The 25,678-nt window shown below is 71.3% G+C and carries 25 protein-coding genes and 2 pseudogenes; 18 read left to right on the forward strand and 9 right to left on the reverse strand.

The annotated features are described in order from the left end of the window. Positions 1–1,038, forward strand: a pseudogene (locus ACFQ6X_RS11155) (2-oxoglutarate ferredoxin oxidoreductase subunit alpha); the annotation flags it as partial. Next, positions 1,031–2,089 (forward strand): 2-oxoacid:ferredoxin oxidoreductase subunit beta, encoded by a 1,059-nt coding sequence (locus ACFQ6X_RS11160; RefSeq protein ID WP_383179329.1) that lies wholly within the window; start codon positions 1,031–1,033, stop codon positions 2,087–2,089. The pseudogene ACFQ6X_RS11155 and the gene ACFQ6X_RS11160, both read left to right, overlap by 8 nt. 7 nt (positions 2,090–2,096) lie before the next feature. Here the strand turns inward: ACFQ6X_RS11160 and ACFQ6X_RS11165 are convergent, their stop codons facing one another. Then, a complete protein-coding gene (locus ACFQ6X_RS11165; protein ID WP_383179332.1) occupies positions 2,097–2,519 on the reverse strand; it encodes a winged helix-turn-helix transcriptional regulator in 423 nt (140 codons plus the stop codon). 102 nt (positions 2,520–2,621) lie between these two features. Between ACFQ6X_RS11165 and ACFQ6X_RS11170 the strand changes: the two genes are divergently transcribed. Continuing rightward, entirely contained in the window at positions 2,622–3,482 is an 861-nt protein-coding gene (locus tag ACFQ6X_RS11170; protein WP_383179335.1) for an SDR family oxidoreductase, read from the forward strand. 117 nt (positions 3,483–3,599) lie between these two features. After that, positions 3,600–4,646 (forward strand): EamA family transporter RarD, encoded by a 1,047-nt coding sequence (rarD, locus tag ACFQ6X_RS11175; RefSeq protein ID WP_383179338.1) that lies wholly within the window; start codon positions 3,600–3,602, stop codon positions 4,644–4,646. A 48-nt stretch (positions 4,647–4,694) separates the two neighbouring features. Here the strand turns inward: rarD and ACFQ6X_RS11180 are convergent, their stop codons facing one another. Further along, positions 4,695–6,143 carry an MFS transporter gene (locus ACFQ6X_RS11180; RefSeq protein WP_383179885.1) on the reverse strand — a complete coding sequence of 483 codons (1,449 nt, stop codon included), beginning with the start codon at positions 6,141–6,143 and terminating at the stop codon, positions 4,695–4,697. Between the two features lie 164 nt (positions 6,144–6,307). Here ACFQ6X_RS11180 and ACFQ6X_RS11185 point away from each other — a divergent pair, with 164 nt between their 5' ends. Both ACFQ6X_RS11185 and ACFQ6X_RS11190 read left to right on the forward strand, forming a co-directional pair. Continuing rightward, positions 6,308–6,772 carry a winged helix-turn-helix transcriptional regulator gene (locus tag ACFQ6X_RS11185; RefSeq protein ID WP_383179341.1) on the forward strand — a complete coding sequence of 155 codons (465 nt, stop codon included), beginning with the start codon at positions 6,308–6,310 and terminating at the stop codon, positions 6,770–6,772. A gap of 88 nt (positions 6,773–6,860) precedes the next feature. Further along, positions 6,861–7,310 (forward strand): hypothetical protein, encoded by a 450-nt coding sequence (locus tag ACFQ6X_RS11190; RefSeq protein WP_383179344.1) that lies wholly within the window; start codon positions 6,861–6,863, stop codon positions 7,308–7,310. Positions 7,311–7,316: 6 nt separating this feature from the next. Here ACFQ6X_RS11190 and ACFQ6X_RS11195 read toward each other — a convergent pair whose 3' ends face one another. After that, positions 7,317–7,703 carry an SRPBCC domain-containing protein gene (locus ACFQ6X_RS11195; protein ID WP_383179347.1) on the reverse strand — a complete coding sequence of 129 codons (387 nt, stop codon included), beginning with the start codon at positions 7,701–7,703 and terminating at the stop codon, positions 7,317–7,319. A gap of 13 nt (positions 7,704–7,716) precedes the next feature. Then, a complete protein-coding gene (locus ACFQ6X_RS11200; protein WP_383179350.1) occupies positions 7,717–8,346 on the reverse strand; it encodes a CGNR zinc finger domain-containing protein in 630 nt (209 codons plus the stop codon). A gap of 22 nt (positions 8,347–8,368) precedes the next feature. Here ACFQ6X_RS11200 and ACFQ6X_RS11205 point away from each other — a divergent pair, with 22 nt between their 5' ends. From ACFQ6X_RS11205 to ACFQ6X_RS11215, 3 genes are all read left to right on the forward strand, one after another. Further along, positions 8,369–8,818 carry a VOC family protein gene (locus ACFQ6X_RS11205; RefSeq protein WP_383179355.1) on the forward strand — a complete coding sequence of 150 codons (450 nt, stop codon included), beginning with the start codon at positions 8,369–8,371 and terminating at the stop codon, positions 8,816–8,818. Positions 8,819–8,884: 66 nt separating this feature from the next. Next, positions 8,885–9,691, forward strand: coding sequence for an HAD family hydrolase (locus ACFQ6X_RS11210; RefSeq protein ID WP_383179360.1), 807 nt, complete (start codon positions 8,885–8,887; stop codon positions 9,689–9,691). A 134-nt stretch (positions 9,692–9,825) separates the two neighbouring features. Continuing rightward, a complete protein-coding gene (locus tag ACFQ6X_RS11215) occupies positions 9,826–10,374 on the forward strand; it encodes a flavodoxin family protein (protein WP_383179363.1) in 549 nt (182 codons plus the stop codon). A gap of 178 nt (positions 10,375–10,552) precedes the next feature. Here the strand turns inward: ACFQ6X_RS11215 and ACFQ6X_RS11220 are convergent. The 5 genes and pseudogenes from ACFQ6X_RS11220 to ACFQ6X_RS11240 form a co-directional block, all read right to left on the reverse strand. Further along, positions 10,553–11,131 (reverse strand): annotated as a pseudogene (locus ACFQ6X_RS11220) (TetR/AcrR family transcriptional regulator); the annotation flags it as partial. 198 nt (positions 11,132–11,329) lie between these two features. Beyond that, on the reverse strand, positions 11,330–12,220 hold the full coding sequence (locus ACFQ6X_RS11225) for an ABC transporter permease (RefSeq protein WP_383179366.1): 891 nt from the start codon (positions 12,218–12,220) through the stop codon (positions 11,330–11,332). Continuing rightward, a complete protein-coding gene (locus tag ACFQ6X_RS11230; protein ID WP_383179369.1) occupies positions 12,207–13,187 on the reverse strand; it encodes an ABC transporter ATP-binding protein in 981 nt (326 codons plus the stop codon). Before ACFQ6X_RS11230 ends, ACFQ6X_RS11225 begins: the two co-directional genes overlap by 14 nt. 102 nt (positions 13,188–13,289) lie before the next feature. Next, positions 13,290–14,555 carry an outer membrane lipoprotein carrier protein LolA gene (locus tag ACFQ6X_RS11235; protein ID WP_383179372.1) on the reverse strand — a complete coding sequence of 422 codons (1,266 nt, stop codon included), beginning with the start codon at positions 14,553–14,555 and terminating at the stop codon, positions 13,290–13,292. A gap of 218 nt (positions 14,556–14,773) precedes the next feature. Beyond that, positions 14,774–15,784: a polyprenyl synthetase family protein gene (locus ACFQ6X_RS11240; RefSeq protein ID WP_329208425.1), complete on the reverse strand. Its 1,011-nt coding sequence runs from the start codon at positions 15,782–15,784 to the stop codon at positions 14,774–14,776. A gap of 156 nt (positions 15,785–15,940) precedes the next feature. Between ACFQ6X_RS11240 and ACFQ6X_RS11245 the strand changes: the two genes are divergently transcribed. The 9 genes from ACFQ6X_RS11245 (at position 15,941) to ACFQ6X_RS11285 (ending at position 25,676) form a co-directional block, all read left to right on the forward strand. After that, complete coding sequence (locus ACFQ6X_RS11245) at positions 15,941–17,440, forward strand: peptide MFS transporter (RefSeq protein ID WP_383179375.1); 1,500 nt, start codon at positions 15,941–15,943, stop codon at positions 17,438–17,440. 9 nt (positions 17,441–17,449) lie between these two features. Then, positions 17,450–19,444 (forward strand): CocE/NonD family hydrolase, encoded by a 1,995-nt coding sequence (locus ACFQ6X_RS11250; RefSeq protein ID WP_383179378.1) that lies wholly within the window; start codon positions 17,450–17,452, stop codon positions 19,442–19,444. Positions 19,445–19,570: 126 nt separating this feature from the next. Next, positions 19,571–20,797 (forward strand): fumarylacetoacetase, encoded by a 1,227-nt coding sequence (gene fahA, locus ACFQ6X_RS11255; RefSeq protein WP_383179381.1) that lies wholly within the window; start codon positions 19,571–19,573, stop codon positions 20,795–20,797. Beyond that, entirely contained in the window at positions 20,794–21,471 is a 678-nt protein-coding gene (locus ACFQ6X_RS11260; protein ID WP_383179384.1) for a GPP34 family phosphoprotein, read from the forward strand. The genes fahA and ACFQ6X_RS11260 overlap by 4 nt, the downstream gene beginning before the upstream one ends. Before the next feature lie 187 nt (positions 21,472–21,658). Beyond that, the gene (locus tag ACFQ6X_RS11265; RefSeq protein WP_329208432.1) at positions 21,659–22,429 is read left to right on the forward strand and encodes a GntR family transcriptional regulator; all 771 of its coding nucleotides are present in this window, start codon (positions 21,659–21,661) and stop codon (positions 22,427–22,429) included. A 33-nt stretch (positions 22,430–22,462) separates the two neighbouring features. Continuing rightward, positions 22,463–22,690, forward strand: coding sequence for a ferredoxin family protein (locus ACFQ6X_RS11270; RefSeq protein ID WP_266533934.1), 228 nt, complete (start codon positions 22,463–22,465; stop codon positions 22,688–22,690). Between the two features lie 15 nt (positions 22,691–22,705). Next, complete coding sequence (locus ACFQ6X_RS11275) at positions 22,706–24,076, forward strand: ABC transporter substrate-binding protein (protein WP_383179388.1); 1,371 nt, start codon at positions 22,706–22,708, stop codon at positions 24,074–24,076. Further along, positions 24,073–24,933, forward strand: coding sequence for an ABC transporter permease (locus ACFQ6X_RS11280; RefSeq protein ID WP_383179390.1), 861 nt, complete (start codon positions 24,073–24,075; stop codon positions 24,931–24,933). Before ACFQ6X_RS11275 ends, ACFQ6X_RS11280 begins: the two co-directional genes overlap by 4 nt. Next, a complete protein-coding gene (locus ACFQ6X_RS11285; RefSeq protein ID WP_383179392.1) occupies positions 24,930–25,676 on the forward strand; it encodes an ABC transporter ATP-binding protein in 747 nt (248 codons plus the stop codon). Before ACFQ6X_RS11280 ends, ACFQ6X_RS11285 begins: the two co-directional genes overlap by 4 nt. The last annotated feature ends 2 nt before the right edge of the window (positions 25,677–25,678 follow it).

A 25,678-nucleotide genomic window follows, 5' to 3' on the forward strand; every position in this document is an offset into this window, starting at 1 on the left:
CATGAGCTGTCGCGTCACAAGAACTTCGGTGTGCGCACGTTCCAGGCGGAGGACGAGATCGCGGGGATCGGGGCGGCGCTGGGTGCGGCGTTCGGTGGTTCGCTCGGGGTGACGACGACGTCGGGTCCTGGGGTGGCGCTGAAGTCGGAGACGATCGGTCTGGCGGTGTCCTTGGAGCTGCCGTTGCTGATCATCGATATCCAGCGGGGTGGTCCCTCGACGGGGCTGCCGACGAAGACGGAGCAGGCGGATCTGCTGCAGGCGATGTACGGGCGCAACGGTGAGGCTCCGGTGCCGATCGTGGCTCCGAGGACGCCGGCGGACTGCTTCGACGCGACGCTGGACGCGGTGCGGATCGCGTTGACGTACCGGACTCCGGTGTTCCTGCTGTCGGACGGGTATCTGGCCAACGGTTCGGAGCCGTGGCGGATCCCGGAGACCGACAGTCTCCCGGATCTGCGGACACAGTTCGCGACCGGCCCGAACCATGAACTCGCCGACGGTACGGAGGTGTTCTGGCCCTACAAGCGGGATCCGCAGACGCTGGCCCGTCCGTGGGCGGTGCCGGGGACGCCGGGGCTGGAGCACCGGATCGGCGGGATCGAGAAGCAGGACGGCACCGGGAACATCTCCTACGACCCGGCCAACCACGACTTCATGGTCCGCACCCGCCAGGCCAAGATCGACGGCATCACCGTCCCGGACCTCGAGGTGGATGATCCGGCGGGAGCCACCACCCTGGTCCTCGGGTGGGGTTCGACGTACGGGCCGATCACCGCGGCGGTACGCCGGCTGCGGGCGGCCGGTGAGCCGATCGCCCAGGCCCACCTGCGTCACCTCAACCCGTTCCCGAAGAACCTCGGCGAGGTGTTGAAGGGCTACGACAAGGTCGTCGTCCCGGAGATGAACCTCGGCCAGCTCGCCATGCTCATCCGGGCCAAGTACCTGATCGACGCCCAGAGTTTCACCCAGGTCAACGGAATGCCCTTCAAGGCCGAGCAGCTCGCCACAGCCCTCAAGGAGGCCATCGATGCCTGACACCAACGAACTCCTCCACCTGGTCCCCAAGGCCGAGGGCAAGCAGTCCATGAAGGACTTCAAGTCCGACCAGGAGGTGCGCTGGTGCCCGGGCTGCGGTGACTACGCGGTACTCGCGGCGGTGCAGGGGTTCATGCCCGAACTCGGGCTGGCGAAGGAGAACATCACCTTCGTCTCCGGCATCGGCTGCTCGTCCCGCTTCCCGTACTACATGAACACCTACGGGATGCACTCCATCCACGGCCGCGCCCCCTCGATCGCGACCGGGCTGGCCACCTCACGCCGTGACCTGTCGGTCTGGGTCGTCACCGGCGACGGAGACGCCCTGTCCATCGGCGGGAACCACCTCATCCACGCCCTGCGCCGCAACGTCAACCTCAAGATCCTCCTGTTCAACAACAGGATCTACGGACTGACCAAGGGCCAGTACAGCCCCACCTCCGAAATCGGCAAGATCACCAAGTCCACGCCGATGGGATCACTCGACGCCCCCTTCAACCCCGTCTCCCTCGCCCTGGGCGCCGAGGCGTCCTTCGTCGCCCGCACCGTCGACTCCGACCGCAAACACCTCACCAGTGTGCTGCGCGCAGCGGCCGACCACCCGGGCACCGCACTCGTGGAGATCTACCAGAACTGCAACATCTTCAACGACGGCGCCTTCGACGCCCTCAAGGACAAGGACCAGGCCGAGGAAGCCGTCATCCGCCTCGAACACGGCCGGCCCATCCGCTTCGGCGCCGAGGGCCACAGGGGCGTCGTCCGCGACCCGATCACCGGCGACCTCGAAGTCGTCGCGGTCACCGAGGACAACCAGTCCCGCATCCTCGTCCACGACGCCCACAACCCCAGCCCCACCACCGCGTTCGCCCTGTCCCGCCTCGCCGACGCCGACACCCTCCACCACACCCCCATCGGCGTCCTGCGCAGCGTCGAACGACCCGTCTACGACACCCTCATGTCCGACCAGCTCGACACCGCCATCGAACAACACGGCAAGGGTGATCTGAGCACCCTGCTGGCGGGCAGCGACACCTGGACCGTGATCGGCTGATCCGCCGTCACGCCTGTTCGCCGGGGCCCGGAGCCGACTGGTTCCGGGCCTCGTCGTATGCCGCGCGCGCCGACTCGACCGTGTCCACCTGCCGCTCGGACCAGCGGGCCAGCGCCCAGACCTGGTCGGCGGCCTCCCTGCCGAGCGGGGTGAGCGAGTAGTCCACGCGGGGCGGGATCACCGGCTTCGCGTCCCGGTGCACGAAGCCGTCGCGCTCCAGCATCTGGAGGGTCTGGGCCAGCATCTTCTCGCTGACGCCGCCGACCTCGCGGCGCAGTTCGCTGAACCGGTAGGAGCGTCCCAGCAGTGCGGCCAGCACGAGAACGCCCCACCGGCTGGTGATGTGCTCGAGGACCAGCCGGGAGGGGCAGTTCTGCTGGTTGACGTCCGGGCGCCGACCGCCCACTTCGTCAAGGATGCTTACCTTCATACCAGTACCTTACTTCAAAGTGGGTACTTTCCCATGGTTAGTACTACTCCTATGGTGAGTGACGTTTCCACTCGCATCAGCACCACCAGGAGAGAACCCCCCATGAGCATCGTCGTCACCGGAGCCACCGGACAGCTCGGCCGCCTCGTCATCGAGCAGCTGCTCACCACGGTCCCGGCGGACGGGATCGCCGCCGTCGTCCGCAGCAAGGAGAAGGCCGCATCTCTCGCCGCCCGCGGCGTCGAGATCCGCATCGCCGACTACGACCGGCCGGAGACCCTCGCCGATGCGTTCCGGGCGGGCGACCGGGTGCTGCTCGTCTCCGGCAGCGAGATCGGCCGGCGGGTCGCGCAGCACACCGCCGTGATCGCCGCCGCCAAGGCGGCGGGCGTCGCCCAGCTCGCGTACACCGGTGTGCTGGGCGGGCCGGACGCGGACTACCAGCTGGCCGCCGAGCACAAGGTGACGGAGCAGCTGATCCTCGACTCGGAACTCCCGTACACCCTCCTGCGCAACGGCTGGTACACCGAGAACTACACGGCGAACCTCGCGCCCGTCCTGGAGCACGGGGCCGTCGTCGCCAACGCGGGTGACGGCCGCATCGCGTCCGCCTCGCGTGCCGACCTCGCCGCCGCCGCGGCGGCCGTACTGACCGGCGAGGGCCACCTCGGCACGGCGTACGAGCTGAGCGGCGATGTCGCCTGGTCCCTGGCCGAGTACGCCGCCGTGGTCGCCACCGCGACCGGCAGGGAGATCGCCTACACGAACGTGCCCGCCGACACGCACCGGGAGATCCTCGTCGGCGCCGGGCTGCCCGAGGACCTCGCGGCGATCCTCGTCGACGTCGACGAGGCGATCGGGCGCGGACTCCTCGCCGGCACGAGCGGTGACCTGGCCCGTCTGATCGGCCGGCCGACGACTCCGCTCGCCGAGACGGTGGCGGCCGCGGTCGCCGCCGGGTGAACGACCGGCGGTAGCCCTGTCACGAGCGTTTCCGTGAGACGGCTATGACACGGGGGCTTTCCGGCGCTACCGTCGTGCAGTCGGCCGATCGCCGACGCAGGAGCGCCGGGAGGGCCCGTGAAGGGGAAGAACGAACAGCGGGCAGGCCTGCTGTACGGAGTCGGCGCGTACGGGATGTGGGGCCTCGTGCCCCTGTTCTGGCCGCTGCTGGAGCCGTCCGGAGCGATGGAGATCCTCGCTCACCGGATGGTCTGGTCGCTGGGTGTCGTCGGCATCGCGCTGCTCGCCCTGCGCCGTTGGGCCTGGATCGGCGAACTGCTCAGGCAGCCCGCGAAGCTGGGCCTGATAGCGATTGCCGCGACGGTCATCTCCGTCAACTGGGGCATCTACATCTGGTCCGTCAACAACGGCCACGTCGTCGAGGCCTCGCTCGGCTACTTCATCAATCCGCTGGTCACGATCGCCATGGGCGTCCTGCTGCTCGGTGAGCGGCTGCGGCCCGTGCAGTGGACCGCGGTGGCGACCGGTTTCGCCGCGGTGCTGGTCCTGGCGATCGGCTACGGGCAGCCGCCCTGGGTCTCGCTGGCCCTGGCCTTCTCCTTCGCGACGTACGGCCTGGTGAAGAAGAAGGTCAACATGGGCGGCCTGGAATCGCTGGCCGCCGAGACCGCCGTGCTGTTCGTGCCCGCGCTCGGCTTCCTCCTGTGGCTCGCCGCGCGCGGCGACACGACGTTCCTGGTCGGGGGCGCCGGACACGGGGCGCTCCTCGCCGCGACAGGCCTCGTGACGGCCGTCCCTCTCGTCTGCTTCGGTGCGGCGGCGATCCGGGTGCCGCTGTCCGTGCTCGGCCTGCTGCAGTACCTGGCTCCGGTCTTCCAGTTCGGGCTCGGCATCCTGTACTTCCACGAGGCGATGCCGCCCGAGCGATGGGCCGGATTCGCGCTGGTCTGGGTGGCGCTGATGCTGCTGACCTGGGACGCGCTGCGGACGGCGCGACGGACACGGGCCGAGGCGCTGCGCCTCGCCGTTCTGGCCGCGGAGGCCGGGGCGCCGGTGGGCACGACTGCCGCTCCGACACCGGATGCGGTGCCCGGAACGACGCCGGGAGCGTCTGCCGGTACGGATGCGGGTGCGGCGGCCGCGGAGCGGGCACCGGCTTCCTGACCGGGTGGGCCAGGTGGATCCGGTACCCGCGCCGCTCCCCCGGCCGGGTCAGGCCACGGCTCCTTCGGTGTCCCTCGGCTCCCCTGCGGGCACCGGTGCCACGGCTCCGCCCCCGGAGCCGGCCCTGCGCCTCTCCGTACGCAGGCCGTACGCCGTGATCAGCGCGCCCAGCACCACCATCACCACCGGCACCACCAGTGCCGCGCGGAAGGCCGTCAGCGTGGCGGCGGCCGAACCGTCCGTTCCGGCCGAGACGGCGCCATACACCGCGGTCACGGCCGAGATGCCGACCGCCGAGCCGAACTGCGTCGAGGTGTGCAGCAGTCCTCCCGCCAGCCCCTGCTCGGCGTCGGGCACGCCGTCGGTCGCGGCGATGGACAGCGGACCGTACGCCAGTGCGAAGGCGGTTCCGGTGAGGATCAGGGTCGGGAACATCGCGAGGTAGGTCCAGTCGAGCCCGATCGGCAGGAACAGCCCGTACGAGGCGATGGCGAGCACGAAGCCGCCGAGGATGACCCGCGCGTTGCCGAAGCGGTCGACCAGGCGCGGGGTCAGGGTCGGGGCCAGGACGGCGTCTGCGCCCATCACCACCAGGGCGAGCGCGGTCTGCAGCGAGGACCAGCCGCGCAGCTCCTGGAGGTACAGGGTCACCACGAACTGGAAGCCGAAGAAGGAGCCCACGAAGAGCAGCGCCCCGAGGTCGGCGCGGATCATGGACGCCCTGCGCAGCATCGCCAGCCTGACGAGCGGGGCGGACGCCCGTCGTTCGATCAGGACGAAGAGCCCCGCCAGGAGCAGTCCGGCCGCGAAGGCCCCGGCCGGCAGCGCCCAGCCCTCGGCCGCGTGCTCCAGGCGCACGATCCCGAAGGCCAGGAGCAGCATCGCGCCCGCCGCCGTCGCGGCCCCCGGCAGGTCGAATCCGCCGGTGCGTGCGGGCCTGGGCTCGACGGGGACCGTACGGACGGCCGCGAGCAGGATTCCCGCGGCGAGCAGCACGGGCGCGAAGAACACCCAGCGCCAGCCGAGCTGGGTGAGCAGACCGCCGATGACGAGGCCGAGCGAGAAGCCGCCGGCCGCGGTGCCGGCGAAGACCAGCAGGGCCTTGTTGCGCTGCGGCCCCTCCTCGTACGACGTGGTGATCAGTGACATGGCCGCGGGGGTCATGAAGGCGGCGGCGACGCCGGTGACGAAGCGGGCCACGATCAGCATCCAGCCTTCGGTGGCGAAGCCGCCCAGACCGGAGAAGAGCAGGAAGACGGTGAGCCAGACGAGGAACATCCTGCGTCTGCCGAGCAGGTCGGCCGCGCGGCCGCCGAGGAGGGTGAAGCCGGCGTAGCCGAGGACGTAGGCGCTCATCACCCAGGCCGCCGTGCCGGTCGACAGGTCCAGATCGGCCCTGATGGTCGGGACGGCCACGGCGAGCATGGCGACGTCGATCCCCTCCAGGAAGATCGTGCCGCACAGGACGAGCAGCAGGGCCCAGGCGCGGGCGGACAGTGCGGGTGCGTGGGGTGCGGCGACAGACACAGGAGTCCCCTTGTCGTGGTCCGGAGTGCTGCGAAGCCCCGAGTGCGTGGAGCGGTACGGGGCAGGTGCGGTTACGAACAGGAGGGTCGGTTCCCTCTTGTAACCATGGAGATCGTGCGCCAGCATGGGGCTTTATGGAAGAAGGCACTTCAAAGTCACCGAGGCACCCCGAAGGCACCGTGACCACGCTCCCGCCGGAGCCGCACACGACGGAAGGCGATCCCGACCCCTTCCAGTGGGACACCCGCGAAGGCTGCGAGGTGCGGCAGATCCTGGACCGGGTCGCCGACAAGTGGTCCCTGCTGGTGATCGCGCTGCTCGACCGCCGCAAGCTCCGCTTCACCCAGCTGAAGCGGGAGATCGACGGCATCAGCCAGCGGATGCTGACCGTCACCCTGCGCCAGCTGGAGCGCGACGGACTCATCGAGCGGACGGTCCATCCGGTGGTACCGCCCAGGGTGGACTACGAGCTCACGCCTCTCGGGGGCACGCTGCACACCACGATCCGCACCCTGGTGACCTGGACCGAGGAGCACCAGGACGAGATCGCGGCCGCCCGCGCGGGCTACGACGCACGCGCAGCCCTGGAGGAACGCTAGGAGTGTTCCGTCTGGATCATGAGCTCGGACCGGGTGGGTGTGGCATGCATGGTGGACGGCACACGCAAAGGCTGATTGAGTGCCCGGGATGGGGACGATTCTGGGGGACATGAGGCACGTTCAGTGGCATGAGCTGCGCCATGCGGGCGGCTCCGCCTCCCAGGTCCCCGGCATGCTGTCGCGGATCGCCTGGGGCGACAGCGAGTCCGCCGAGGACGCACTGAGCGACCTGGGGCAGTGGATCGGCGCTCTGGCCGTCTTCGACTCGACGGTCGCCACGGTGCCGTTCCTGTGGGAGCTCGCCGCGACACAGTCGGTCAAGGACCGCGTCGGAGTGCTCGGACTGCTGCGGACGATCCTCGCCCACGGGCACACACACCACCCCGAGTGGACCAGGGAGGCCCACCTGGCCGTCCTGGCGGGCCGGACGACGGCCCTGCGGCTCACCGGCGACGGCGACCCAGCGGTCCGCGAGTCCGCCCAGGAGCTGCTGACCGCACTCGACGGGCACGTCTGCAGGACCTGCCCGCCCGAGTAGGACGGCTCAGCCGAGCGCGGCCGCGACCCGGTCCATCACGTGCTGCCAGTGGGCGCGCCGCTCCTCGCGTTCCTCCGCGCTCGCCAGACGCTCCTCGTGGAAGCGGAGCACCGCCCTGTCCTGCGGGCTGGGCGACACCGTGACCTGGACCGTCGTGGAGCCGTGGGTCAGCCGGATGCGGTTGCCCGGGTGGTAGCTGCGGATCTCGCCCTCGACCCCGCCGGCCGTGCGGTACGGGGCGCCCTTCTCGGTGGGCAGCGGCGACGCGGAGCCGAGCCAGAGGGCCACGCCCTCGTCGCCGGCGATGAAGTCCCAGACGGCCGAAGCGGTCCTGGGCAGGGTCCTGGAAACGCCGATCTCCCACCCGGCGTCCTGTGTGAGTCCGGTCGGCATCATGCCTCTCCCTTCACTCCCCGGCGCCGCCGGGTTCCGTGTGGCGGGCGCGGTGCGCCCGCACCTTGTGGCGGTTCCCGCAGCGGCCCATCGCGCACCAGCGCCGCCGGCCGGGGCGGGAGGTGTCGACGAAGTGCAGGGCGCAGCCGTGGGCCTCGCATTCCCGGATCCGGGTGGCGTACGGCCCGGTGAACAGCTCCACGGCATCCCGGGCGACCGTCGACAGGAGTTCCGTTCCGGTAGCCCCCGGTGCCCACTCCCGGCTGCCGCCGACCGTCATCAGGGCCACCAGCGGGGGCTCGGCGGCCGCCGCGTTCACCACGTCCGTGTCGGCCGGTGCGAGGGCGATGCCCTTCGCGCGGGCCTGGGTCATCCGCCAGAGCGCGCCGCGCAGTTCATGGGCGCGGGCCAGCTCCGCCTCGCCGGCCAGGAGCACCAGACCGCCGGGCAGCCGGCTCTCGCCCGCCCAGCGGGCCAGGTCGGCGGGCTCGTGCAGCGTTTCGTAGTGCCAGGGCACGCCGCCCGGATCGCTGGTGAGCAGGAGCTCCAGACACAGGGCGCCCGGATCGAACCGGTACGAACGGCCCTGCCGTGTCCGGAGGATCAGCCCCGGCTCCGGCGTGCCTGTTGCCGACGCAGTCATGTAACCACTATAAACGGTTTCCATGACCCTGCACTGGAAAGTCGTCATCGATGCCCAGGACCCGCACGCCCAGGCCGACTTCTGGGCCGAGACGCTGGGATACGCGGTGGAGGACCACAGCGCCCTGATCGAGGAGCTGCTCGGCTTCGGGGCGGTGGACGAGTCCCTCACGACCGAGTCCCACGGGCGCCGGGCCTGGCGGGACCTCGCCGCGGTGCGGCACCCCGACGATCCGCACGAGGAGAAGAGCGGCATGGGCCTCGGACGGCGGCTGCTCTTCCAGCGCGTCCCGGAGCCGAAGACGGTGAAGAACCGCCTCCACCTGGACGTACACACTCCCTCGGGACAGCGCGAGGCGGAGGTGGAACGCCTGGTGGGGCTGGGCGCGAGCGTGCTGCGCATCGTCGACGAGCCCTCCGGGTCCTGGCAGGTACTCGTCGACCCGGAGGGCAACGAATTCTGCGTCCAATGACAGGGCTGACCGTCCGCGCAGGTCAGCGGGGTACGGCCGGAAGCCGATCTCCCTAGGCTGACCCCCATGCTGACGCCACCCGCCTACACCCTCGTCGCCACGGATCTGGACGGCACCCTCCTGCGTCCCGACGACACCGTGAGCCCCCGCTCCCGGGCCGCCCTCGCCCGCGCCGCCTCCGCCGGCGCGCGGCATCTGATCGTCACGGGCCGGCCGGTGCCCGGCATACGAGGCCTGCTCGCGGACCTGGGCTACGACGGCCCCGTGGTCTGCGGGCAGGGCACACAGGTGTACGACGCCGGGTCGGCCCGCATGCTGAGCTCGGTGACCCTGGACCGGGAGCTGGCCGACACCGCGCTCGGCAAGATAGAGGCCGAGGTCGGGCCGGTCTTCGCCGCGGTCGACCAGGACGGCACCGAGGGCAGGACCCTGATCGAGCCGGGCTACCGCATGCCGCACCCCTCACTTCCCGCCCGGCGGACGGAGCGCCGCAGCGAGCTGTGGGCGGCACCGATCATCAAGGTCCTGGTGCGTCACGCGGAGCTGACGGACGACGAGCTGGCGGCGGCGGCCCGCGGGGTCGTGGGGAATCTGGCGACCGTCACGATGGCGGGGCCGGGGACGGTGGAGCTGGCGCCGTTCGGCGTGGACAAGGGCACCGGGCTCGCGCTGGCGGCGGAGGTGCTGGGCTGCGACACCGCCGGTGCGGTGGCGTTCGGCGACATGCCCAACGACCTGCCGATGTTCCGTCGTTCGGGCCACCGTGTGGCGATGGCCAACGCCCACACCGAGCTGAAGGCTGCGGCGGACGAGGTGACTCTGTCGAACGAGGACGACGGCGTCGCGGCAGTCCTGGAGCGGCTGTTCGGCTGAGCGGCTGTTCGGCTGACCGGCCGTTCGGCTGAGCGGCTGGGTGCTGTCCGGCCGGGCGACCTTTCCCAATTCCATGCGCGTGCATATAATGCGGACGCAGGTAACAGTCGCACGCAGTCAACTGGGGGACCATCATGGCCACGCGCAGCTTCCTCTTCCTGCTCGGCAGCAGCCGCGCCGACGGCAATACCGAGACGCTCGCCCGGCTCGCCGCCGAACAGCTCCCGGCCGATGCCGAGCAGCGCTGGCTGCACCTGCGGGACCTGCCGCTGCCGGACTTCGAGGACCTGAGGCACGCGGACGGCGGGCACCTGCCCCCGACCGGGCACGCCGCGACCCTCCTGGAGGCCACGCTCGCCGCCACCGATGTGGTCATCGCCTCGCCGCTGTACTGGTACTCGGTCTCCACCTCCACCAAGCGCTACCTGGACCACTGGTCGGGCTGGCTGAGGCTGCCCGGCGTCGACTTCAAGCAGCGGATGGCCGGCAAGACCCTGTGGGGGGTCACGGCACTCGCGGACTCGGATCCCGCGGTCACCGAGCCGCTGGCGGGCACGCTGAGGATCTCCGGTCAGTACCTGGGGATGCGGTGGGGCGGGGTGCTGCTGGGCAACGGCAGCAAGCCCGGTGACGTCCTGTCCGACACCGCGGCGGTGACCCGGGCCAAGACCTTCTTCAGCTGACGCGGTCCGGGCCGGTGCCCTCGGGCTCCGGACCCCCGGGGCCGGGCTCCTCAGGGCCCGGACCCTCCGGTCGCGACGACCCCGCGTCGGCACCTTCCGGCCCGGGCGCCTCAGGCCCCGGCGCACCGGCCCCTTCCACCCCGGCCCCTTCCGCCCCGGCTCCCGCCGCCGCGCTCCCGGCCCCCAGCGACCGCAGGACATGGGCCACCAGCGCGACGACCGTCGCATCGTCCTGAGCCGGTTTGCGCAGCACATGGCGGTAGTAGACGGGACCGTAGAGCATCTCCACGGCCAGCGGCAGATCGGCGTCCGCCGGAACCTGCCCCTGCTCCTGGGCGCTGCGCAGCCGCCCCACGGCACGCTCGAACCGCGGGTCGACCAGCTGCTCCCTGACCGCCACCGCGAGGTCGTCGTCATGGTGCATCTCGGAGAGGATCCCGGCGTAGGCGGGGCCGTACGGCGGCGAGGACATCAGCTTCACCGCGCTGTTGATGTGGGTCCGGAGGTCGGCCGCGATGTCACCGGTGTCGACGAACGGCGTCGCACCGACGAGCGCCTCGGTGAATGCCTCGAGGAGCACCGCGCCCTTCGACGGCCACCAGCGGTAGATCGTCTTCTTGCTCACGCCGGCGCGGGCAGCGATGGCCTCGACGGTGACCCGTCCGTACCCCTTCTCCGTGCACAGCTCCATGGCCGCGTCCAGAGTCGCCCGTCGTGATCGCTCGCTGCGGCGCAGGGAACTCGGCGATGTGATCATTCGGTGAGCATAGGGGGATTCGGGACGCTGCTTGTTGACAGCCCGTCGCCAGAAGTCGAACAATGACCTGGAAGAAACGGAACGTACCGTGTCGTGACGTTCCGTACTTCATACCGTTCGTGCCGTTTGCGCCGCGACGAGCCGATCGGGGGACGGCTCGACCGGCCGACGGCGCGGACGGTCCCCGGCGGGCCGCCTTCAGACAGTGATGTCCTTCGTGGTGAAACGCGCCCAGGCCGCCGAGCCGAACACCGCCGCGTACGCCGCCTGCAGTCCGAGGTTCCTGGCCATCTCGTCCCAGTAGACGGGGTCGCGCAGCAGGTCCGTGAAGGACATCCAGTAGTGCGGGAAGAGATACGGGTGGATCCCGTCCAACTGCGGCATCGCGTCCAGGATCTGTACGGTGATCAGCACCCCCACGGTGGCCGCCATCGCCGCGATCCCGCTGCTGGTGAGCGTGGAGACGAACAGGCCGAGCGCCGCGAACCCCGTCAGGGACACCGCTACCGCCACCGCGATCAGACCGGCCCGCACGAGTCCTTCGCCGAAGCCGATCCGGGTGCCCGAGATCGTGGTGACCTCGCCGACGGGGAAGAGCAGCGCACCCACCGCGAGTGCCGATGCCGCCACGACCAGCGTCGCGACCAGGCAGAACGCCAGCACCGAGGCGTACTTCGCGAGCAGCAGCCGGGTCCGGCCCGCCGGGGCGACCAGAAGGTAGCGCAGGGTGCCGCCGCTCGCCTCACCCGCGACGGAGTCGCCGGCGACGACCCCGACCGCCATCGGGAGGAAGACGGGGAGCGTCGCGGACAGGGCCGCGAAGACCAGGAAGAGACCGTTGTTGGTGACCTGGGCGAGGAACGCCGGCCCGCCGCCCCCACCGCCGGGGCCCGCCGAGGAGCCGTCGCTCGTCTCGATCCGCACGGCGATCCCGATGAGTACGGGTACGGCGGCCAGCACACCGAGAAGCGCCAGAGTGCGCCAGCGGCGCAGTGTGGTGGTGAGTTCGGAGCGGAGGATTCCGAGCGTCCACAGCGGGCTGCGCGGTGCGCGGGGTACGGCCGCCGTGGTGAGTTCAGCCTGCGACATCGAATCCCTCTCCGGTGAGTGCGACGAAGGCGTCCTCGAGCGAGGCCCGTTCGACGCCGAAGGACCGTACGCGGACTCCGCCGCGCACCAGGGCGGTGTTGAGGTCCGCCAGTTCGACCCCGGCCGGTGGCGCGTCCGCGGTGACCCGGTCCCCGTCGCTCAGGAGACCCGTCGCCCCGTGCTCCCGGAGGATGCGGGCGGCGGCGCCCGGGTCGGGGGTGGTGACGGAGAGCCGGCCGCGGGTGCCCGCCGCCAGTTCGGCGACAGAGCCCTGCGTGAGGAGCCGCCCGCGGGCCATCACCGCGGCATGCGTACAGACCTGTTCGATCTCGTCGAGCAGGTGGGAGGAGAGGAAGACGGTGGTGCCCTCGGCCGCGAGTTCGCGGATCAGGGAGCGGATCTCGCGCATGCCCTGCGGGTCGAGGCCGTTGGTCGGCTCGTCCAGGACGAGGAGTCTGCGGGGCTGGAGCAGCGCGGCGGCGAGCCCGAGGCGCTGTTTCATTCCGAGCGAGTACGCCTTGGCCTTCTTGCCGGCCGCTGCGCCGAGGCCGACCCGGTCCAGGGCGCCTTCGACGCGTGCGCGTCGGGTGCGCGGATCGGCGGACGGATCGACGGAGTCGTACCGCCGGAGGTTGTCGCGGCCGCTCAGGAACCCGTACAGCGCGGGCCCTTCGATCAGTGCGCCGACCTGCGGGAGCACGGTGCGGGATGCGGCGGGCATGGATCTGCCGAGGACGTGTGCGGTGCCCGACGTCGGGTCGATGAGGCCCATGAGCATCCGGATGGTGGTGGTCTTGCCCGAGCCGTTGGGGCCGAGGAAGCCGAAGACGCTGCCGCCTGGGACGCTGAGGTCGAGTCCGTCCACGGCGAGCTGGCCGCCACGGTAGCGCTTGGTGAGGCCGCGGGTCTCGATCACGGGGGCCGGCCCCGGTCCCGCCTCCACCGTTCCGGCCGCTGTGTCGGTCATGCGCACTCCCGGTCCTTCCCGCTCGCCGCCGTGGGGCTGCCGTCCGTGAACGGGCCGCCCCGCCGTACGGAGCGTACGGCGGGGCGGTGCGTACGGCGTGTACTACTTGGCGGTGTTGGCTGCCTTCACCAGCGCGTCCTTGGTGACCGCGCCGACGTAGACCTTGCCGTCGTCCGTCACCAGGGCGTTGACCAGGCGCGTCTTGAAGACCGTGCCCGAGCCGAAGTCGCCGGTGACCTTGTCGCCGAGGGCGTCCAGGAACTGCATGGCACCCTCCGGCACATCACCGGATCCGGTGCCCTCCGTGGGAAGCCCCGCGAGACCCTTGCCGCCGGGGGTGTCGATCACGGCGACGGCGTTCCAGCCCTCGCCGATGACGTTGAGGCCCTTGAAGTCCTCCAGTGCCGCGAGGTCTTCCGGAACCTTGTCCGCCTTGGCGTTCTTCTCGGCCTCGGCCTGCAGCTCGTCGGCCTCGGTCACCTTCGCGCCCTTGGGCGGGGTGAAGGAGAAGGAGGACGCGTCGGGCTTCTTGAAGTCGACCTTCGTGAAACCGGCGTCGATCGCGGCCTTGCCGCCGCTGCTCGGCGACAGGGTGAACTTCAGCGGTACGCCGTTCTCGGCGTCCACCGCGACCCTGATGGAGCCGATCGTCGAACCGGACTGCTTGGGCTTGATCAGCAGCTGGTACGCGTCGCGGCCCGCCACCTGCGCCGTGCCGTCGACCGTGACCGACGTGGTGTCACCCGCGGCGGCGAGTGCCTCCTCGGCCAGCTCCTTCGGTGTGGCCGGGACGCCGCCGGGCGCCTTGTGCTCCTTGGCCTTCCCGCCCGCGCGGTCGCTCTGTCCGGACTGCGCGTGGTACGCCTCGTTGGACTTGCTGTCGTACGCCCAGACATCGTCCCCGTTGTGGACGATGCTGTACTCGGAGGCCTCGCCGAGGATCGACAGACGCTGCTTGTCGGGGCCGTCGGCCGCCACCCGCAGCGTGTGCGTCCCGGAGGCGAGCTCCATCAGCTTCGCCTCGGGCGCGGCGCTGGAGGTGCCGTCGCCCCCCTTGTCCGTACCGGTCGCGCCCTGGGCGAAGGAGTCCGCGAGCCCGCCGAGGGACGGGATGCCGAGGTCGGTGCTGACCTTCACCGTGCCGGAGAGCTGCTCCTCGTCCGATGCGGCGATCTTCTCGATGAGTTCCTGCGCGGTGATCTTCGGCAGCTCCGGGTCCCCGGAGTTCGCGAGCGCCGGGACGAGTCCGATCGTCGCGGCGGCCACTCCTGCCACTGCGACGGGAACGATGTAGCGTGCGGCCTTCCTGCGGCCCACGACAGTGCCCGTGGCCTCGCCGTTGGTCTCTGCGCTGTCGTTCGGTGCCATGTGTGCCCTACCTCCGTGGTCGGCGGCTTCCGTCCGGTTGCACTCTGTCCACTCCCTGCCGCCATTCTCACCCGATGTGGTCAGGAGTGGTTGTTCTCCATCTGACCAAATCGGGCGGCACCATGCGTCAGCCCGCGGGAGCAACTGTGTCTACCCCTCCGGTATGACACCGGGGGGTCCGGGGTCCGCCATCCAGTAGGGGACGGGCCGGGCCCGCGTCAGCCCGCGCGGTGCACCACGGCGTCGCACAGCTCTTCCAGCGCGGCCTTCGCGTAGCACTCGGGCAGCGGTGCCAGGGTCGCCCGCGCCTCCTGCGCGTAGCGGATGGTGTCCCGCCGCGCCTGCTCGAGCGCGGGGTGGGCGCGCAGCCTGCGCAGCGCCTCCGCGAGCCGGTCGTCGTCGCCGAGGTCGCCGTCCAGGAGCGCGACGAGCTCCAGGTCGTCCGGCTTTCCGTCGGCCGCCGCCTGCGCGCGCAGATGGAGTACCGGGAGGGTGGGGATGCCTTCGCGCAGGTCCGTGCCGGGCGTCTTGCCCGACTCGTGGGAGTCGGAGGCGATGTCGAGGACGTCGTCGGCGAGCTGGAAGGCGATGCCGAGCCGCTCCCCGTACTGGGTGAGGATGTCGACGACCGATTCGTCCGCGCCCGCCATCATGGCGCCGAACCGTCCGGACACGGCGACCAGCGAGCCGGTCTTGCCGCCGAGCACGTCCATGTAGTGGTCGACGGGGTCGCGGCCGTCGCGCGGGCCCGCGGTCTCCAGGATCTGACCGGTGACGAGCCGTTCGAACGCCTCCGCCTGGATGCGTACGGCCTCGGGTCCGAGGTCGGCCAGGATGTGCGAGGCGCGGGCGAAGAGGAAGTCGCCCGTCAGGACGGCGACGGAGTTGCCCCAGCGGGTGTTCGCGCTGTCCACCCCGCGGCGTACGTCCGCCTCGTCCATGACGTCGTCGTGGTACAGCGTCGCCAGGTGCGTCAGTTCGACGACCACGGCCGAGGGAACGACTCCCGGCGCGTCCGGGTCACCGAACTGGGACGCCAGCATCACCAGCAGCGGACGGAACCGCTTGCCCCCCGCGCTCACGAGGTGCTGCGCGGCCTCCGTGATGAACGGGACCTCGCTCTTGGTGGCATCCAGCAGCCCCGCCTCGACAGCGGCCAAACCGGTCTGGACATCGGCCTCAAGAGCCTGGTCCCGCACGCGCAGTCCGAACGGCCCGACGACGGTCACGAGGGGATCTCCTGTCTGCTGACGATCACACGGAATGTCGATGTGTCGCTGTCCTCACTCAACTCAGCGTATCCGGTCGCCTTTGGATCAACGTGGGCGCCTTCCCGCCATCGCCGGTATGTTCGGGATCAGGTCATACGATCAGGAGTTGCCGCTTTGTCCCTCACCGCGACCGACGTCGAGCCGGACCAGCCGCCGCCCGGGGACGACCACGCCTTCTTCGGCCATCCGAGGGGTCTGATGACCCTGTCCGGGCTGGAGGTCTGGGAGCGCTTCTCGTTCCTCGGGATGCAGGCCATCCTGGTCCTCTTCTTCGCCGACACGGTCGCGAACGGCGGCATGGGCATGAACCCGGGCACCGCCGCCTCGGTGTCCGCGGCCTACGGCACGCTGGTCTATCTGGTCTCCGTCGCGGGCGGCTGGCTGGCCGACCGGATCCTCGGCTCGTACCGCGCCGTCCTGTACGGCGGCATCCTCATCGCGTGCGGCCACTACGCGATGGCCGTGCCGACCGCCACGATGACGTGGGTGGGCCTCGGCCTGATCAGTGCGGGAACGGGCCTGCTCAAGCCGAACGTGGCCTCCATGGTCGGCAAGCTCTACGCCACCGAGGACCAGCGCCGCGACGCCGGGTTCGCGCTCTACTACATGGCCATCAACATCGGCGCCTTCGCCGGTCCGCTGGTCACCGGCTGGCTCGGCGAGCACGCGAGCTGGCACTGGGGCTTCTCGGCCGCCGCGTTCGGTATGACGCTCGGCCTGATCCAGTACGTGCTGGGCCGGCGTCACCTGGCCGGGCGCAAGCACGCGGCGGAGTACGCCCTGGCGCCCGGTCCGATGCGCCGCGCGGTGCTGACGATCGTGGCCGGAGTCGTCGTGTTCGCCCTCGTGGCGACGGGCCTTGCGCTGTCCGGGTGGCTGACCATGGACCGCTTCGTCGACGTGCTCACCCTGGTGTCGGTGATCCTGCCCGTCGTGTACTTCGTGGTGATGTTCCGGAGTCCCCGGGTGACTCCGGAGGAACGCGGCAGGCTGCGGCCGTACGTCGTGCTCTTCCTGGCGTCCGTCGTCTTCAACTTCATCCTCTTCCAGGCGTACTCGACGATGATGCTGCTCGCCTCGACCAACGCCCGCACGGAAATCTTCGGCTTCCACTTCCCGGCGAGCTGGTACGCCTCCGCGCTGGGTGCCTTCGAGGTCGCCCTGGCGCCCGTCGTGGCCGCGGTCTGGGCCCGGATGGGTCCGCGCCAGCCGCACGCCTCGAACAAGATCGCGTTCGGGGTGATCCTCGGCGGTCTGTCGTTCCTCCTGATGGTCGTACCGACCTCCGGGCACGCCGACGACACGTACCGGATGGCCGCCTGGTGGATCGTCGGCTCGTACCTGCTCCTCGGGCTCGGCGACATCCTGCTGGAGACGTCCGGCATGTCCGCCACCACGAAGCTCGCCCCCAAGGCGTTCGCCAGCCAGACGATGGCGCTGTGGTTCCTGTCCCTGGCCCTCGCCAACGGCATCCAGGCACAGATCGTGAAGCTGTACGGCGAGGTCTCCAACCCCGCCTACTTCGGTGTCAATGGCGCAATCGCGGTGGCGGCCGGTGTGGCCGTCCTCGCCGCCGCTCCCTGGCTCAAGCGCACCATGCACCCCGTCCACTGAGGTACCGCCATGCAGATCCGCACCGAGTTCCCCTACGAGACGACCCACGAGGACCTCTACATCCCCCTGCCGGACGGCACCGAGCTGTACGCGCGGATCTGGCGGCCGGTCACCGACGAACCGGTGCCCGCGCTGCTGGAGTACCTGCCCTACCGCCTGAGCGACTGGACGGCCCCGCGCGACTGGCAGCGCCACCCCTGGTACGCGGGCCACGGCTACGCCTCCGTACGGGTGGATGTGCGCGGGCACGGCAACAGCGAGGGCATGCCCGGCGACGAGTACGACGCGACGGAGCTCGCCGACGGGGTGGCCGTCGTGCACTGGCTCGCCCAGCAGGAGTGGTGCTCGGGCCGGGTCGGCATGTTCGGCATCTCCTGGGGCGGCTTCAACTCCCTCCAGATCGCCGCCCTGGCCCCGGAGCCCCTGAAGGCGGTCGTCACCGTCTGCTCGGCCGACGACCGCTACGACAACGACGTCCACTACATGGGCGGCTCCGTCCTCGGCGTCGACATGCACGCCTGGGCCGCCACCATGCTGGCCTTCGTCTGCCGTCCGCCGGACCCGGCGGACGTCGGCGACGACTGGAAGGACATGTGGCTGAAGCGGCTCGAGGCCGTCGACCCGTTCATCCATACGTGGCTGGCGCACCAGACCCGTGACGACTACTGGAAGCACGGCAGCGTGTGCGAGGACTACGGCGCCGTCAAGGCCCCTGTCCTCGCGGTCGGCGGCTGGCACGACCCGTACCGCGACACCGTCCTGCGGCTCGTCGAACACCTGGACCCGGCGAAGGTGCGGGGGCTGATCGGCCCCTGGTCGCACCAGTACCCGGACCGGGGGCTGCCCCCGGGGCCCGCGATCGGCTTCCTCCAGGAGACCCTGCGGTGGTGGGACCAGCACCTCAAGGACAAGGACACCGGGGTGATGAACGAGCCCCTGCTGCGGTCCTGGATCAGCGGTTCGCACCCTCCCGCGACCGTCTACGAGACGCTTCCCGGCCGCTGGGTCGGCGACGCGGACTGGCCGTCGGAGAACGTCGCGCCGGTGGCGTACGCCCTCCAGGGCGGTCCGCAGACCGTGCGCTCGCCGCAGCAGACCGGGCTGGACGCGGGCCGCTTCTTCCCCTTCGGCAACGCCGCCGACCTGCCGCCCGACCAGCGCGACGAGGACGCCAAGTCGGTGTGCTTCGAGTTCCCCGTCGAGGAGGCCCCCATCGAGATCCTCGGCCGGCCCCGGGTGAGGCTCCGCATCCGGATGGACGTGCCGCGCGGCCAGGCGATCGCCCGGCTCTGCGACGTGGCTCCGGACGGTGCCTCGACCCTGGTGACCCGGGGCGTGCTGAACCTGGCGGCGCGCCACGGGCGCGACCGGTCGGAGGACTGGCCCGTCGGGGAGACCGAGGACGTGACCTTCGAGCTGAACGGCATCGGGCACACCTTCCCGCCCGGCCACCGGATCAGGCTCGCCGTCTCGTCCTCGTACTGGCCGTGGATCTGGCCGCAGGCCGGCTCGGACGGCTTCACGCTCGACGCGGACGGCAGCCTCGTCGAGCTCCCGGTGCGCAGGCACACCGAGGACCCGGCGATCAGTTTCGGCGAACCGGAGCAGTCGGAGCCGCTCGGCGTCGTCTTCCCGGTCACGCTCGACGAGGAACGCCCGGAGCGTCTGGTGGTCCGCGACGTGGCCAAGGGCGAATGGCGGCTGGAGGTCGACCCCCGCTACGGCGGCACGCGTGTCTACCCGGACGGACTGGAGTTCACCGAGGACGCGCTCGAGACGTACACGATCCGTGAGGACGACCCGCTCTCGGCCGCCGCCCGCTCGGACTGGAAGATCCGGCTGCACCGGCCGGAGATGTCCTGGGACGTGAGGATCGAGTCGCGTTCGGAGACGAGCGCGGACGCGGACGACTTCATCACGTCCAACGAGGTGGTGTGCAGGGACGGAGACGAGATCGTCTTCCACCGGACCTGGGAGAAGAGGATCCCGCGCACGGCGGGATGAAGGCGACGGCCATACGGGAGTACGACGGAACTTTCCGGGCATTACGCATAGTTGAGACACTGCCGCCGGGTGCCACCGCCGACGTAACGTGTCCCCCAAGCGACCTGGAAAGCGAGGCAGCAACAGATGCCCGAGAGCAGCCCGCTCGATCTGGCCGAGGGCGACCCCTTCGGTCCGCACAACCTTCCGTACGGAGTGTTCTCCACCCCCGAACACCCGGACGACCGCAGGGTCGGCGTCCGCATCGGCACCCATGTGCTGGACGCCGGGGCCGCCGCGCACGCGCTCGGCTCTCCGTACGCCCAGCTGCTGGCCAGGCCCAGCCTGACGCCGCTCCTCGCGGCGGGCCGCACCGCGTGGCGGGACGTGCGCCGCGCGCTCACCGCCTGGGTGACGGTCCCGGCGCACCGCCCGGACATAGAGCCCCTGCTGTATCCGGTGGACGCGGTGACGATGCACCTGCCGTACGAGGTCGCGGACTACGTCGACTTCTACGCCAGCGAGCACCACGCCACCAACGTCGGGCGGATCTTCCGGCCCGACGGTGCGGCGCTCACACCCAACTGGAAGCACCTGCCGATCGGTTACCACGGGCGGGCGGGCACGGTCGTCGTCTCCGGCACCGAGGTGGTGCGCCCCTCCGGGCAGCGCAAGGCGCCCACCGACCCGGCCCCCGTCTTCGGCCCCTCGGTGAAGCTGGACATCGAGGCCGAGGTCGGTTTCGTCGTCGGCGTCCCCTCGCGGCAGGGCGCCCCGGTCGCGCTCGCCGACTTCCGCGAGCACGTCTTCGGTCTCTGCCTGCTCAACGACTGGTCGGCGCGGGACATCCAGGCCTGGGAGTACGTGCCGCTCGGCCCGTTCCTCGGCAAGTCCTTCGCCACCTCCGTATCGGCGTGGGTGACCCCGCTGGAGGCCCTGGACGCGGCCCGGACCGCTCCGCCCGCCCGGGACTTCGAGCTGCTCCCCTACCTGGACGACGCGGACGACGAGGAGCCCGGCGGCTTCGACATCCGGATCTCGGTCGAGATCAACGGACAGCCGGTCTCCGAACCGCCGTTCTCCTCCATGTACTGGACGGCGGCGCAGCAGCTGGCGCAGATGACGGTGAACGGCGCCTCGCTGCGCACGGGTGACCTGTACGGCTCCGGAACCGTCAGCGGCGCCGAGCCCGGCGAGCGCGGCTCCCTGCTCGAACTCACCTGGAACGGCCGCGATCCGCTGGACCTGCCCGAGGGCAAGCGGACGTTCCTGGAGGACGGCGACACGGTCACCCTGACCGCCTGGGCCCCCGGGCCGCACGGCACGCGCGTCGGTCTCGGCGAGGTCACCGGCCGGATCGTGCCCGCGGCGTGAACGAACGGCCGACACTCCCCGAGGAACTGCTGCTGCTCGCCCTGGACCCGGTGCGCGGCAGGCCGCTGTGCCGGGGCAGGTACCTGGAGTACGGCCTGGCCGGGGCCGTACTGGCCGAACTGGAGCTCCAGGGGCGGATCACCGAGGAGCACGGCCGGGTGCACGTGACGAATCCGCTGGATCCGCCGGACCCGCTGCTCGCGGTGTTCCTGCGCAGCCTGCCGGCGCCCGGCAAGAGCCGGTTCCGCGGGGGCGTGTCGGCCAGGGGCTGGGTCCGGCACGCCGGGCGGCAGGCCGAGGGCCTCTGTCTCGACGCCCTGGTGCAGCGCGGCATCCTGCGCAGGGAGACCCGCCGCTTCCTCGGCCTGCTGCCCTACCACCGCCATCTCCCGGGCCCCGGCGGCCTGTCGGCACACATACGGGAGCACTTCGCGGCGGCCGGCGGGGCGGGCTTCCCCGACCGCCGCGACAGGCTGCTGGCGGCCCTCGCCGCGGCGGTCGAGCTGCCGTCGGCGGTCAGGCAGGGCGACCGGCGGACCCGCTCGGCCGTGCGGGCACTGGCCCGCCAGGAGTGGCCGGCCCTGGCGGTGCACCGCAACGTGCGCCAGGACAAGGCCGGCCAGAACGGCGGAGGCGGCGGCGTCAGTGGGGGTGGCGGCGGAGGCGGCGACTGACACCTGCCCCGGGTGTCCGAGGGGTGACCGAAGGGCGCCCCCGGTGTCCGAGGGGTGGTCGTCCCGGGTGGCAGATCTTCGTCACACGGGAGGAAAGCCACAGGTCACAGGCCTGCGACTCGGGGCCGGAAGTGGCGCAACACTGCGGCAACACCACCGCGGGGGCCCCGTCGGTATGGTCCAGCGCATGCCAGCCGATCGCATCCGTGAGCACACCGTGCCCGTCGCCGCCGCCCGCCGGCGCCGGCTGCGCGCGGACCATGCCCGGCTGCTGGCCGACCTGTTGCGCCACCAGGTGCGCACCGGCGGCTTTCCCGGCGGCGTACTGCCGTTCGAGGACACCATCGGCGCCGACTACCGCGTCTCCCGCAACACCGTCCGCCAGGCCCTCGACCTGCTGCGCGCGGAGGGCCTGGTGGAACGCCAGCCCGGCGTCGGCACCGTCGTCGTCAGCGAGAAGTACTCGCACGGCCTGGACCGGCTCCAGGGTCTGGCCGAGACCCTGCACGAACACGGCCGGGTCACCAACGAGGTCCGTACCGTCGGCCCCGTGGCCGCCCCCGGACCCGTCGCGCGACGGCTCGGGATCGCCGAGCACACCGACGTCCTCTACATCGAGCGGCGCCGGCTGCTGAACGGGCTGCCGCTGTCCCTCGACCTCACGTACATCCCGATGGACATCGGCGCCGGGCTGCTCGGCTGCGACCTGGAGAACACCGATGTCTTCCGGCTGCTGGAATCCCTGACCGGCCGGGCGCTCGGCACCGCCGAGATCACCCTGGAGGCCGTCAACGCCGACGCGCACTCCGCCGCCGTCCTGGAGACCCCGCAGGGCGCCGCCGTCCTGATGCTGGAACGCCTCACCCACCTCTGTGACGGGCGGCCCGTGGACCTGGAGTTCATCCGGTTCCGCGGTGACCGCATCAGCATGAGCGGCCTGCTGCACAGGTCGGACTGAGACCCCTCCTTCCCCTCTTTCCTGGAGACCGCCATGCCTCTGGCGCCCCAGCGGGCCGACGTGCCCGTGACCATCGACGAGTCGAAGTGCATCGACGGCTGCACCCTCTGCGTCGACATGTGTCCTCTCGACTCCCTCGCCATCAACCCGGACAGCGGCAAGGCGTTCATGCATGTCGACGAGTGCTGGTACTGCGGCCCGTGCGCGGCCCGGTGTCCCACCGACGCGGTCACGGTCAACATGCCCTACCTCCTCAGGTGAAAGGCCCTTCCTCCCATGCGACGCACGGCAATCCGCGCCGCCGCCCTGCTCACCGCCGCGACTCTCGTCCCGCTCACCGCGGGCTGCGGCGGCGAAGCGAGCGCGGGTGACGGCGACACGGTCACGGTGACCGTCGGCTATCAGTCCAGGACCATCAACACCGTCACCGCGGGCACCCTCCTGCGCTCCCTCGGCTACTTCGAGGAAGAGCTGCGGGCCCGCGGCGAACGGGACGGCGTCACGTACAAGGTGAAGTGGCAGGACTACGCGACCGGCGCGCCGATCACCGCGCAGATGACCGCGGGGAAGATCGACATCGGTTCGATGGGCGACTTCCCTCTGCTGATCAACGCGGCCCGCGGCAAGCAGCTGAACCGTCCCACCACCCTCGTCTCGGTCACCGGGTACAACCTGCGCGGCGGCCTCAACACCGTGGTGACCGCGCCCGGTTCGGACCTCGACTCGCTGGAGGACCTGCGCGGCAAGAAGGTCTCCACAAGTGTCGGATCGGCCGCCGACGGAACGCTCGTCCGCGCGCTCCAACGGGCCGGGATCGACCCGGAGAAGGACATCCGCAAGCTCAACCAGCAGCCCGCGGTGGGTGCGTCCGCGCTCCAGGCCGGCAGTGCGGACGCCCTGTCGCAGTTCGTGGCCTGGCCCGGACTGCTGGCCTTCCAGGGCCGGGCGAAGGCCCTCTACGACGGGGCGGAGCTGAATCTTCCGACCTTCCACGGGGTCACCGTCCGCGAGGAGTTCGCGAAGGGGCGGCCCGCCGTGCTGGAGGACTTCCTGCGGGCGCAGGGCCGGGCGACGGACTACCTGCACGAGCACCCGGTGGCGTCGTCCGAATCGGTCGCGAAGGCCACCGGCCTGCCGGCCGAGGTCGTGCACCTCTACAACGGCTCCCAGGGCATCGCGACGTTCGACACCACGGTGAAGCCCGCACTGGTCGCGGCGCTCAAGAAGGACGTCCCCGTGCTGCGCTCGGCGAAGCTGGTCGGCGACGTGGACGTGGACGCCTTCGTCGACGAGCAGTACGTGAAGCGGGTGTACGGCTCCGCCTACGCGAAGGCGCAGGCAGCCGGTCCGCCCGCCGCGCGCGGCGGAGAGGTCTGGCTGAAGGGCAAGGACGCCACGTCGGCGTTCGCCACCCCCACCGAGGTCCTGCGGTACGCCGCCGCGCACCCGGGGCAGGTCCGCGCCGCGTACGTCCCCGACGCGAGGACCGGGACGCTGTGGTTCGCCGACCGGGCGGTCTGGGTGTCCGAGGGCGCCGCACTGCGGCCGTACGTCACCGGATCCGCGGCCCGCGCCGACGTCGCCACGCACCCCGGCGCCCGGATCGTCCCGTACGCCACCGCGCTCGACCGGGCCCGCGTCTCATGAGCGGCCGGTGGTCGATCGTGCTGCGGGCCCTGTCGCTGGTGGCCGCCCTGGGCATCTGGCAGCTGCTGACCGCCTTCGACATCAACCTGTGGCTGCGCTTCGAGCAGTTCCCGACGGTGACCGATGTGGCGCGCGCCTTCGGCGACCGGCTCGGCACGGACGCGTACTGGCAGGACCTCACCGACAGCCTGACCCGGATCGTCACCGGCTTCGCCCTGGCCGCCGTCCTGGGCATCACGGTCGGCACCGCCGTCGCCCGCTCCCGGCTGGCCTGTGACCTGCTGGGCCCGGTCCTCGAAGTGATCCGCCCGGTCCCGGCCATCGCGCTGGTACCGGTGGCGATCCTGCTCTTCCCCAGCAACGAGCAGGGGATCGTCTTCATCACGTGCACCGCGGCGTTCTTCCCCGTCATGGTCTCCACCCGGCACGCGGTGCGCGCCCTCACCCCGGTGTGGGAGGAGGCCGTCCTGACGATGGGCGGCGGCCGGTGGCGGGTCCTCGGCTCCGTCGTCCTGCCCGGCGCGCTCCCCGGCATCCTGGGCGGGCTCTCCGTCGGCATCGGGGTGTCGTGGATCTGTGTGATCTCCGCCGAGATGATCTCCGGCGAGTACGGGGTGGGGTACCGCACCTGGCAGGACTACACGGTCGTCGACTACCCGGGCGTCTTCGTCGGCATGGCCACGATCGGCCTGCTCGGCTGGATCACCTCGACGGCGGTGGAACTGCTGGGCCGCCAACTCACACGGTGGCTGCCGCGTACGGAGAGCCGCCCCCCGTCCCCCGTACGGCAGCGGCCCCGGACCGTGTCCCCGGCGGCTGCGCCGGCCACCCTGGCGAAGGAGCGGGTGCACCCATGACCACCACCACGTCCCCGGGCGTCCGGCTCACCCTGCGCGGTGCCGTGCTCGGCCGGGCCGGGGCACCCGTCCTGGAGGGGATCGACCTCGATGTCGTACCCGGTGAGATCCTCGCCGTCGTCGGCCCGTCCGGCTGCGGCAAGTCCACGCTCCTGCGCACCCTCGCCGGGCTGCTGCCCGCGCTCGGCGGCGAGGTCGCGCAGGACGGCGAGCCGATCACCGCACCGCGTGCCGAGCGGGCCCTCGTCTTCCAGGACGACGCGCTGCTGCCGTGGCGCACGGTGCGTGCCAATGTCGAACTGCCCCTCGCCATCCGGGGCGTGGCCCGCTCCGAGCGCAGGCGCCGGGCCGAGTCCTGGCTGGCCCGGGTCGGCCTGGAGGACCACGGGGCGAAGCTTCCGCACCGCGTCTCGGGCGGCCAGCGCCAGCGTGTGCAGCTGGCCCGCGCCCTGGCGGCCGAACCGCGCGCCGTCCTGATGGACGAGCCCTTCGGCGCGCTGGACGCCCAGACCAGGGCCGGGATGCAGCAGCTGCTCGTCGACGTCCTGCACGGCACGGGCGCCACCGTCCTCTTCGTCACGCACGACGTGGACGAGGCGCTGTTCCTCGGCGACCGGGTGGCGCTGCTGCCCACCGGTCGCGTCCTGGACGTACCGCGTCCGCGCGAACGCGCCGCGCATGCCGACCCGGCGACCGTCGCGCTGCGCCGCGAGGTCCTCGAATCGCTCACTCCCGCCCACTGAAA

It is taken from the genome of Streptomyces sp. NPDC056452 (genome assembly GCF_042796085.1).
GTDB lineage: Bacteria > Actinomycetota > Actinomycetes > Streptomycetales > Streptomycetaceae > Streptomyces.

What these genes read in the sequence shown, in the direction of transcription:
- ACFQ6X_RS11160 (WP_383179329.1), top strand. Translation starts at nt 1,031, where the DNA reads ATGCCTGACACCAACGAACTCCTCCACCTGGTCCCCAAGGCCGAGGGC.
- ACFQ6X_RS11165 (WP_383179332.1), bottom strand. Translation starts at nt 2,519, where the DNA reads ATGAAGGTAAGCATCCTTGACGAAGTGGGCGGTCGGCGCCCGGACGTC.
- ACFQ6X_RS11170 (WP_383179335.1), top strand. Translation starts at nt 2,622, where the DNA reads ATGAGCATCGTCGTCACCGGAGCCACCGGACAGCTCGGCCGCCTCGTC.
- ACFQ6X_RS11185 (WP_383179341.1), top strand. Translation starts at nt 6,308, where the DNA reads ATGGAAGAAGGCACTTCAAAGTCACCGAGGCACCCCGAAGGCACCGTG.
- ACFQ6X_RS11190 (WP_383179344.1), top strand. Translation starts at nt 6,861, where the DNA reads ATGGGGACGATTCTGGGGGACATGAGGCACGTTCAGTGGCATGAGCTG.
- ACFQ6X_RS11195 (WP_383179347.1), bottom strand. Translation starts at nt 7,703, where the DNA reads ATGCCGACCGGACTCACACAGGACGCCGGGTGGGAGATCGGCGTTTCC.
- ACFQ6X_RS11200 (WP_383179350.1), bottom strand. Translation starts at nt 8,346, where the DNA reads ATGACTGCGTCGGCAACAGGCACGCCGGAGCCGGGGCTGATCCTCCGG.
- ACFQ6X_RS11205 (WP_383179355.1), top strand. Translation starts at nt 8,369, where the DNA reads ATGACCCTGCACTGGAAAGTCGTCATCGATGCCCAGGACCCGCACGCC.
- ACFQ6X_RS11210 (WP_383179360.1), top strand. Translation starts at nt 8,885, where the DNA reads ATGCTGACGCCACCCGCCTACACCCTCGTCGCCACGGATCTGGACGGC.
- ACFQ6X_RS11215 (WP_383179363.1), top strand. Translation starts at nt 9,826, where the DNA reads ATGGCCACGCGCAGCTTCCTCTTCCTGCTCGGCAGCAGCCGCGCCGAC.
- ACFQ6X_RS11225 (WP_383179366.1), bottom strand. Translation starts at nt 12,220, where the DNA reads ATGTCGCAGGCTGAACTCACCACGGCGGCCGTACCCCGCGCACCGCGC.
- ACFQ6X_RS11230 (WP_383179369.1), bottom strand. Translation starts at nt 13,187, where the DNA reads ATGACCGACACAGCGGCCGGAACGGTGGAGGCGGGACCGGGGCCGGCC.
- ACFQ6X_RS11235 (WP_383179372.1), bottom strand. Translation starts at nt 14,555, where the DNA reads ATGGCACCGAACGACAGCGCAGAGACCAACGGCGAGGCCACGGGCACT.
- ACFQ6X_RS11250 (WP_383179378.1), top strand. Translation starts at nt 17,450, where the DNA reads ATGCAGATCCGCACCGAGTTCCCCTACGAGACGACCCACGAGGACCTC.
- fahA (WP_383179381.1), top strand. Translation starts at nt 19,571, where the DNA reads ATGCCCGAGAGCAGCCCGCTCGATCTGGCCGAGGGCGACCCCTTCGGT.
- ACFQ6X_RS11265 (WP_329208432.1), top strand. Translation starts at nt 21,659, where the DNA reads ATGCCAGCCGATCGCATCCGTGAGCACACCGTGCCCGTCGCCGCCGCC.
- ACFQ6X_RS11270 (WP_266533934.1), top strand. Translation starts at nt 22,463, where the DNA reads ATGCCTCTGGCGCCCCAGCGGGCCGACGTGCCCGTGACCATCGACGAG.
- ACFQ6X_RS11275 (WP_383179388.1), top strand. Translation starts at nt 22,706, where the DNA reads ATGCGACGCACGGCAATCCGCGCCGCCGCCCTGCTCACCGCCGCGACT.
- ACFQ6X_RS11280 (WP_383179390.1), top strand. Translation starts at nt 24,073, where the DNA reads ATGAGCGGCCGGTGGTCGATCGTGCTGCGGGCCCTGTCGCTGGTGGCC.
- ACFQ6X_RS11285 (WP_383179392.1), top strand. Translation starts at nt 24,930, where the DNA reads ATGACCACCACCACGTCCCCGGGCGTCCGGCTCACCCTGCGCGGTGCC.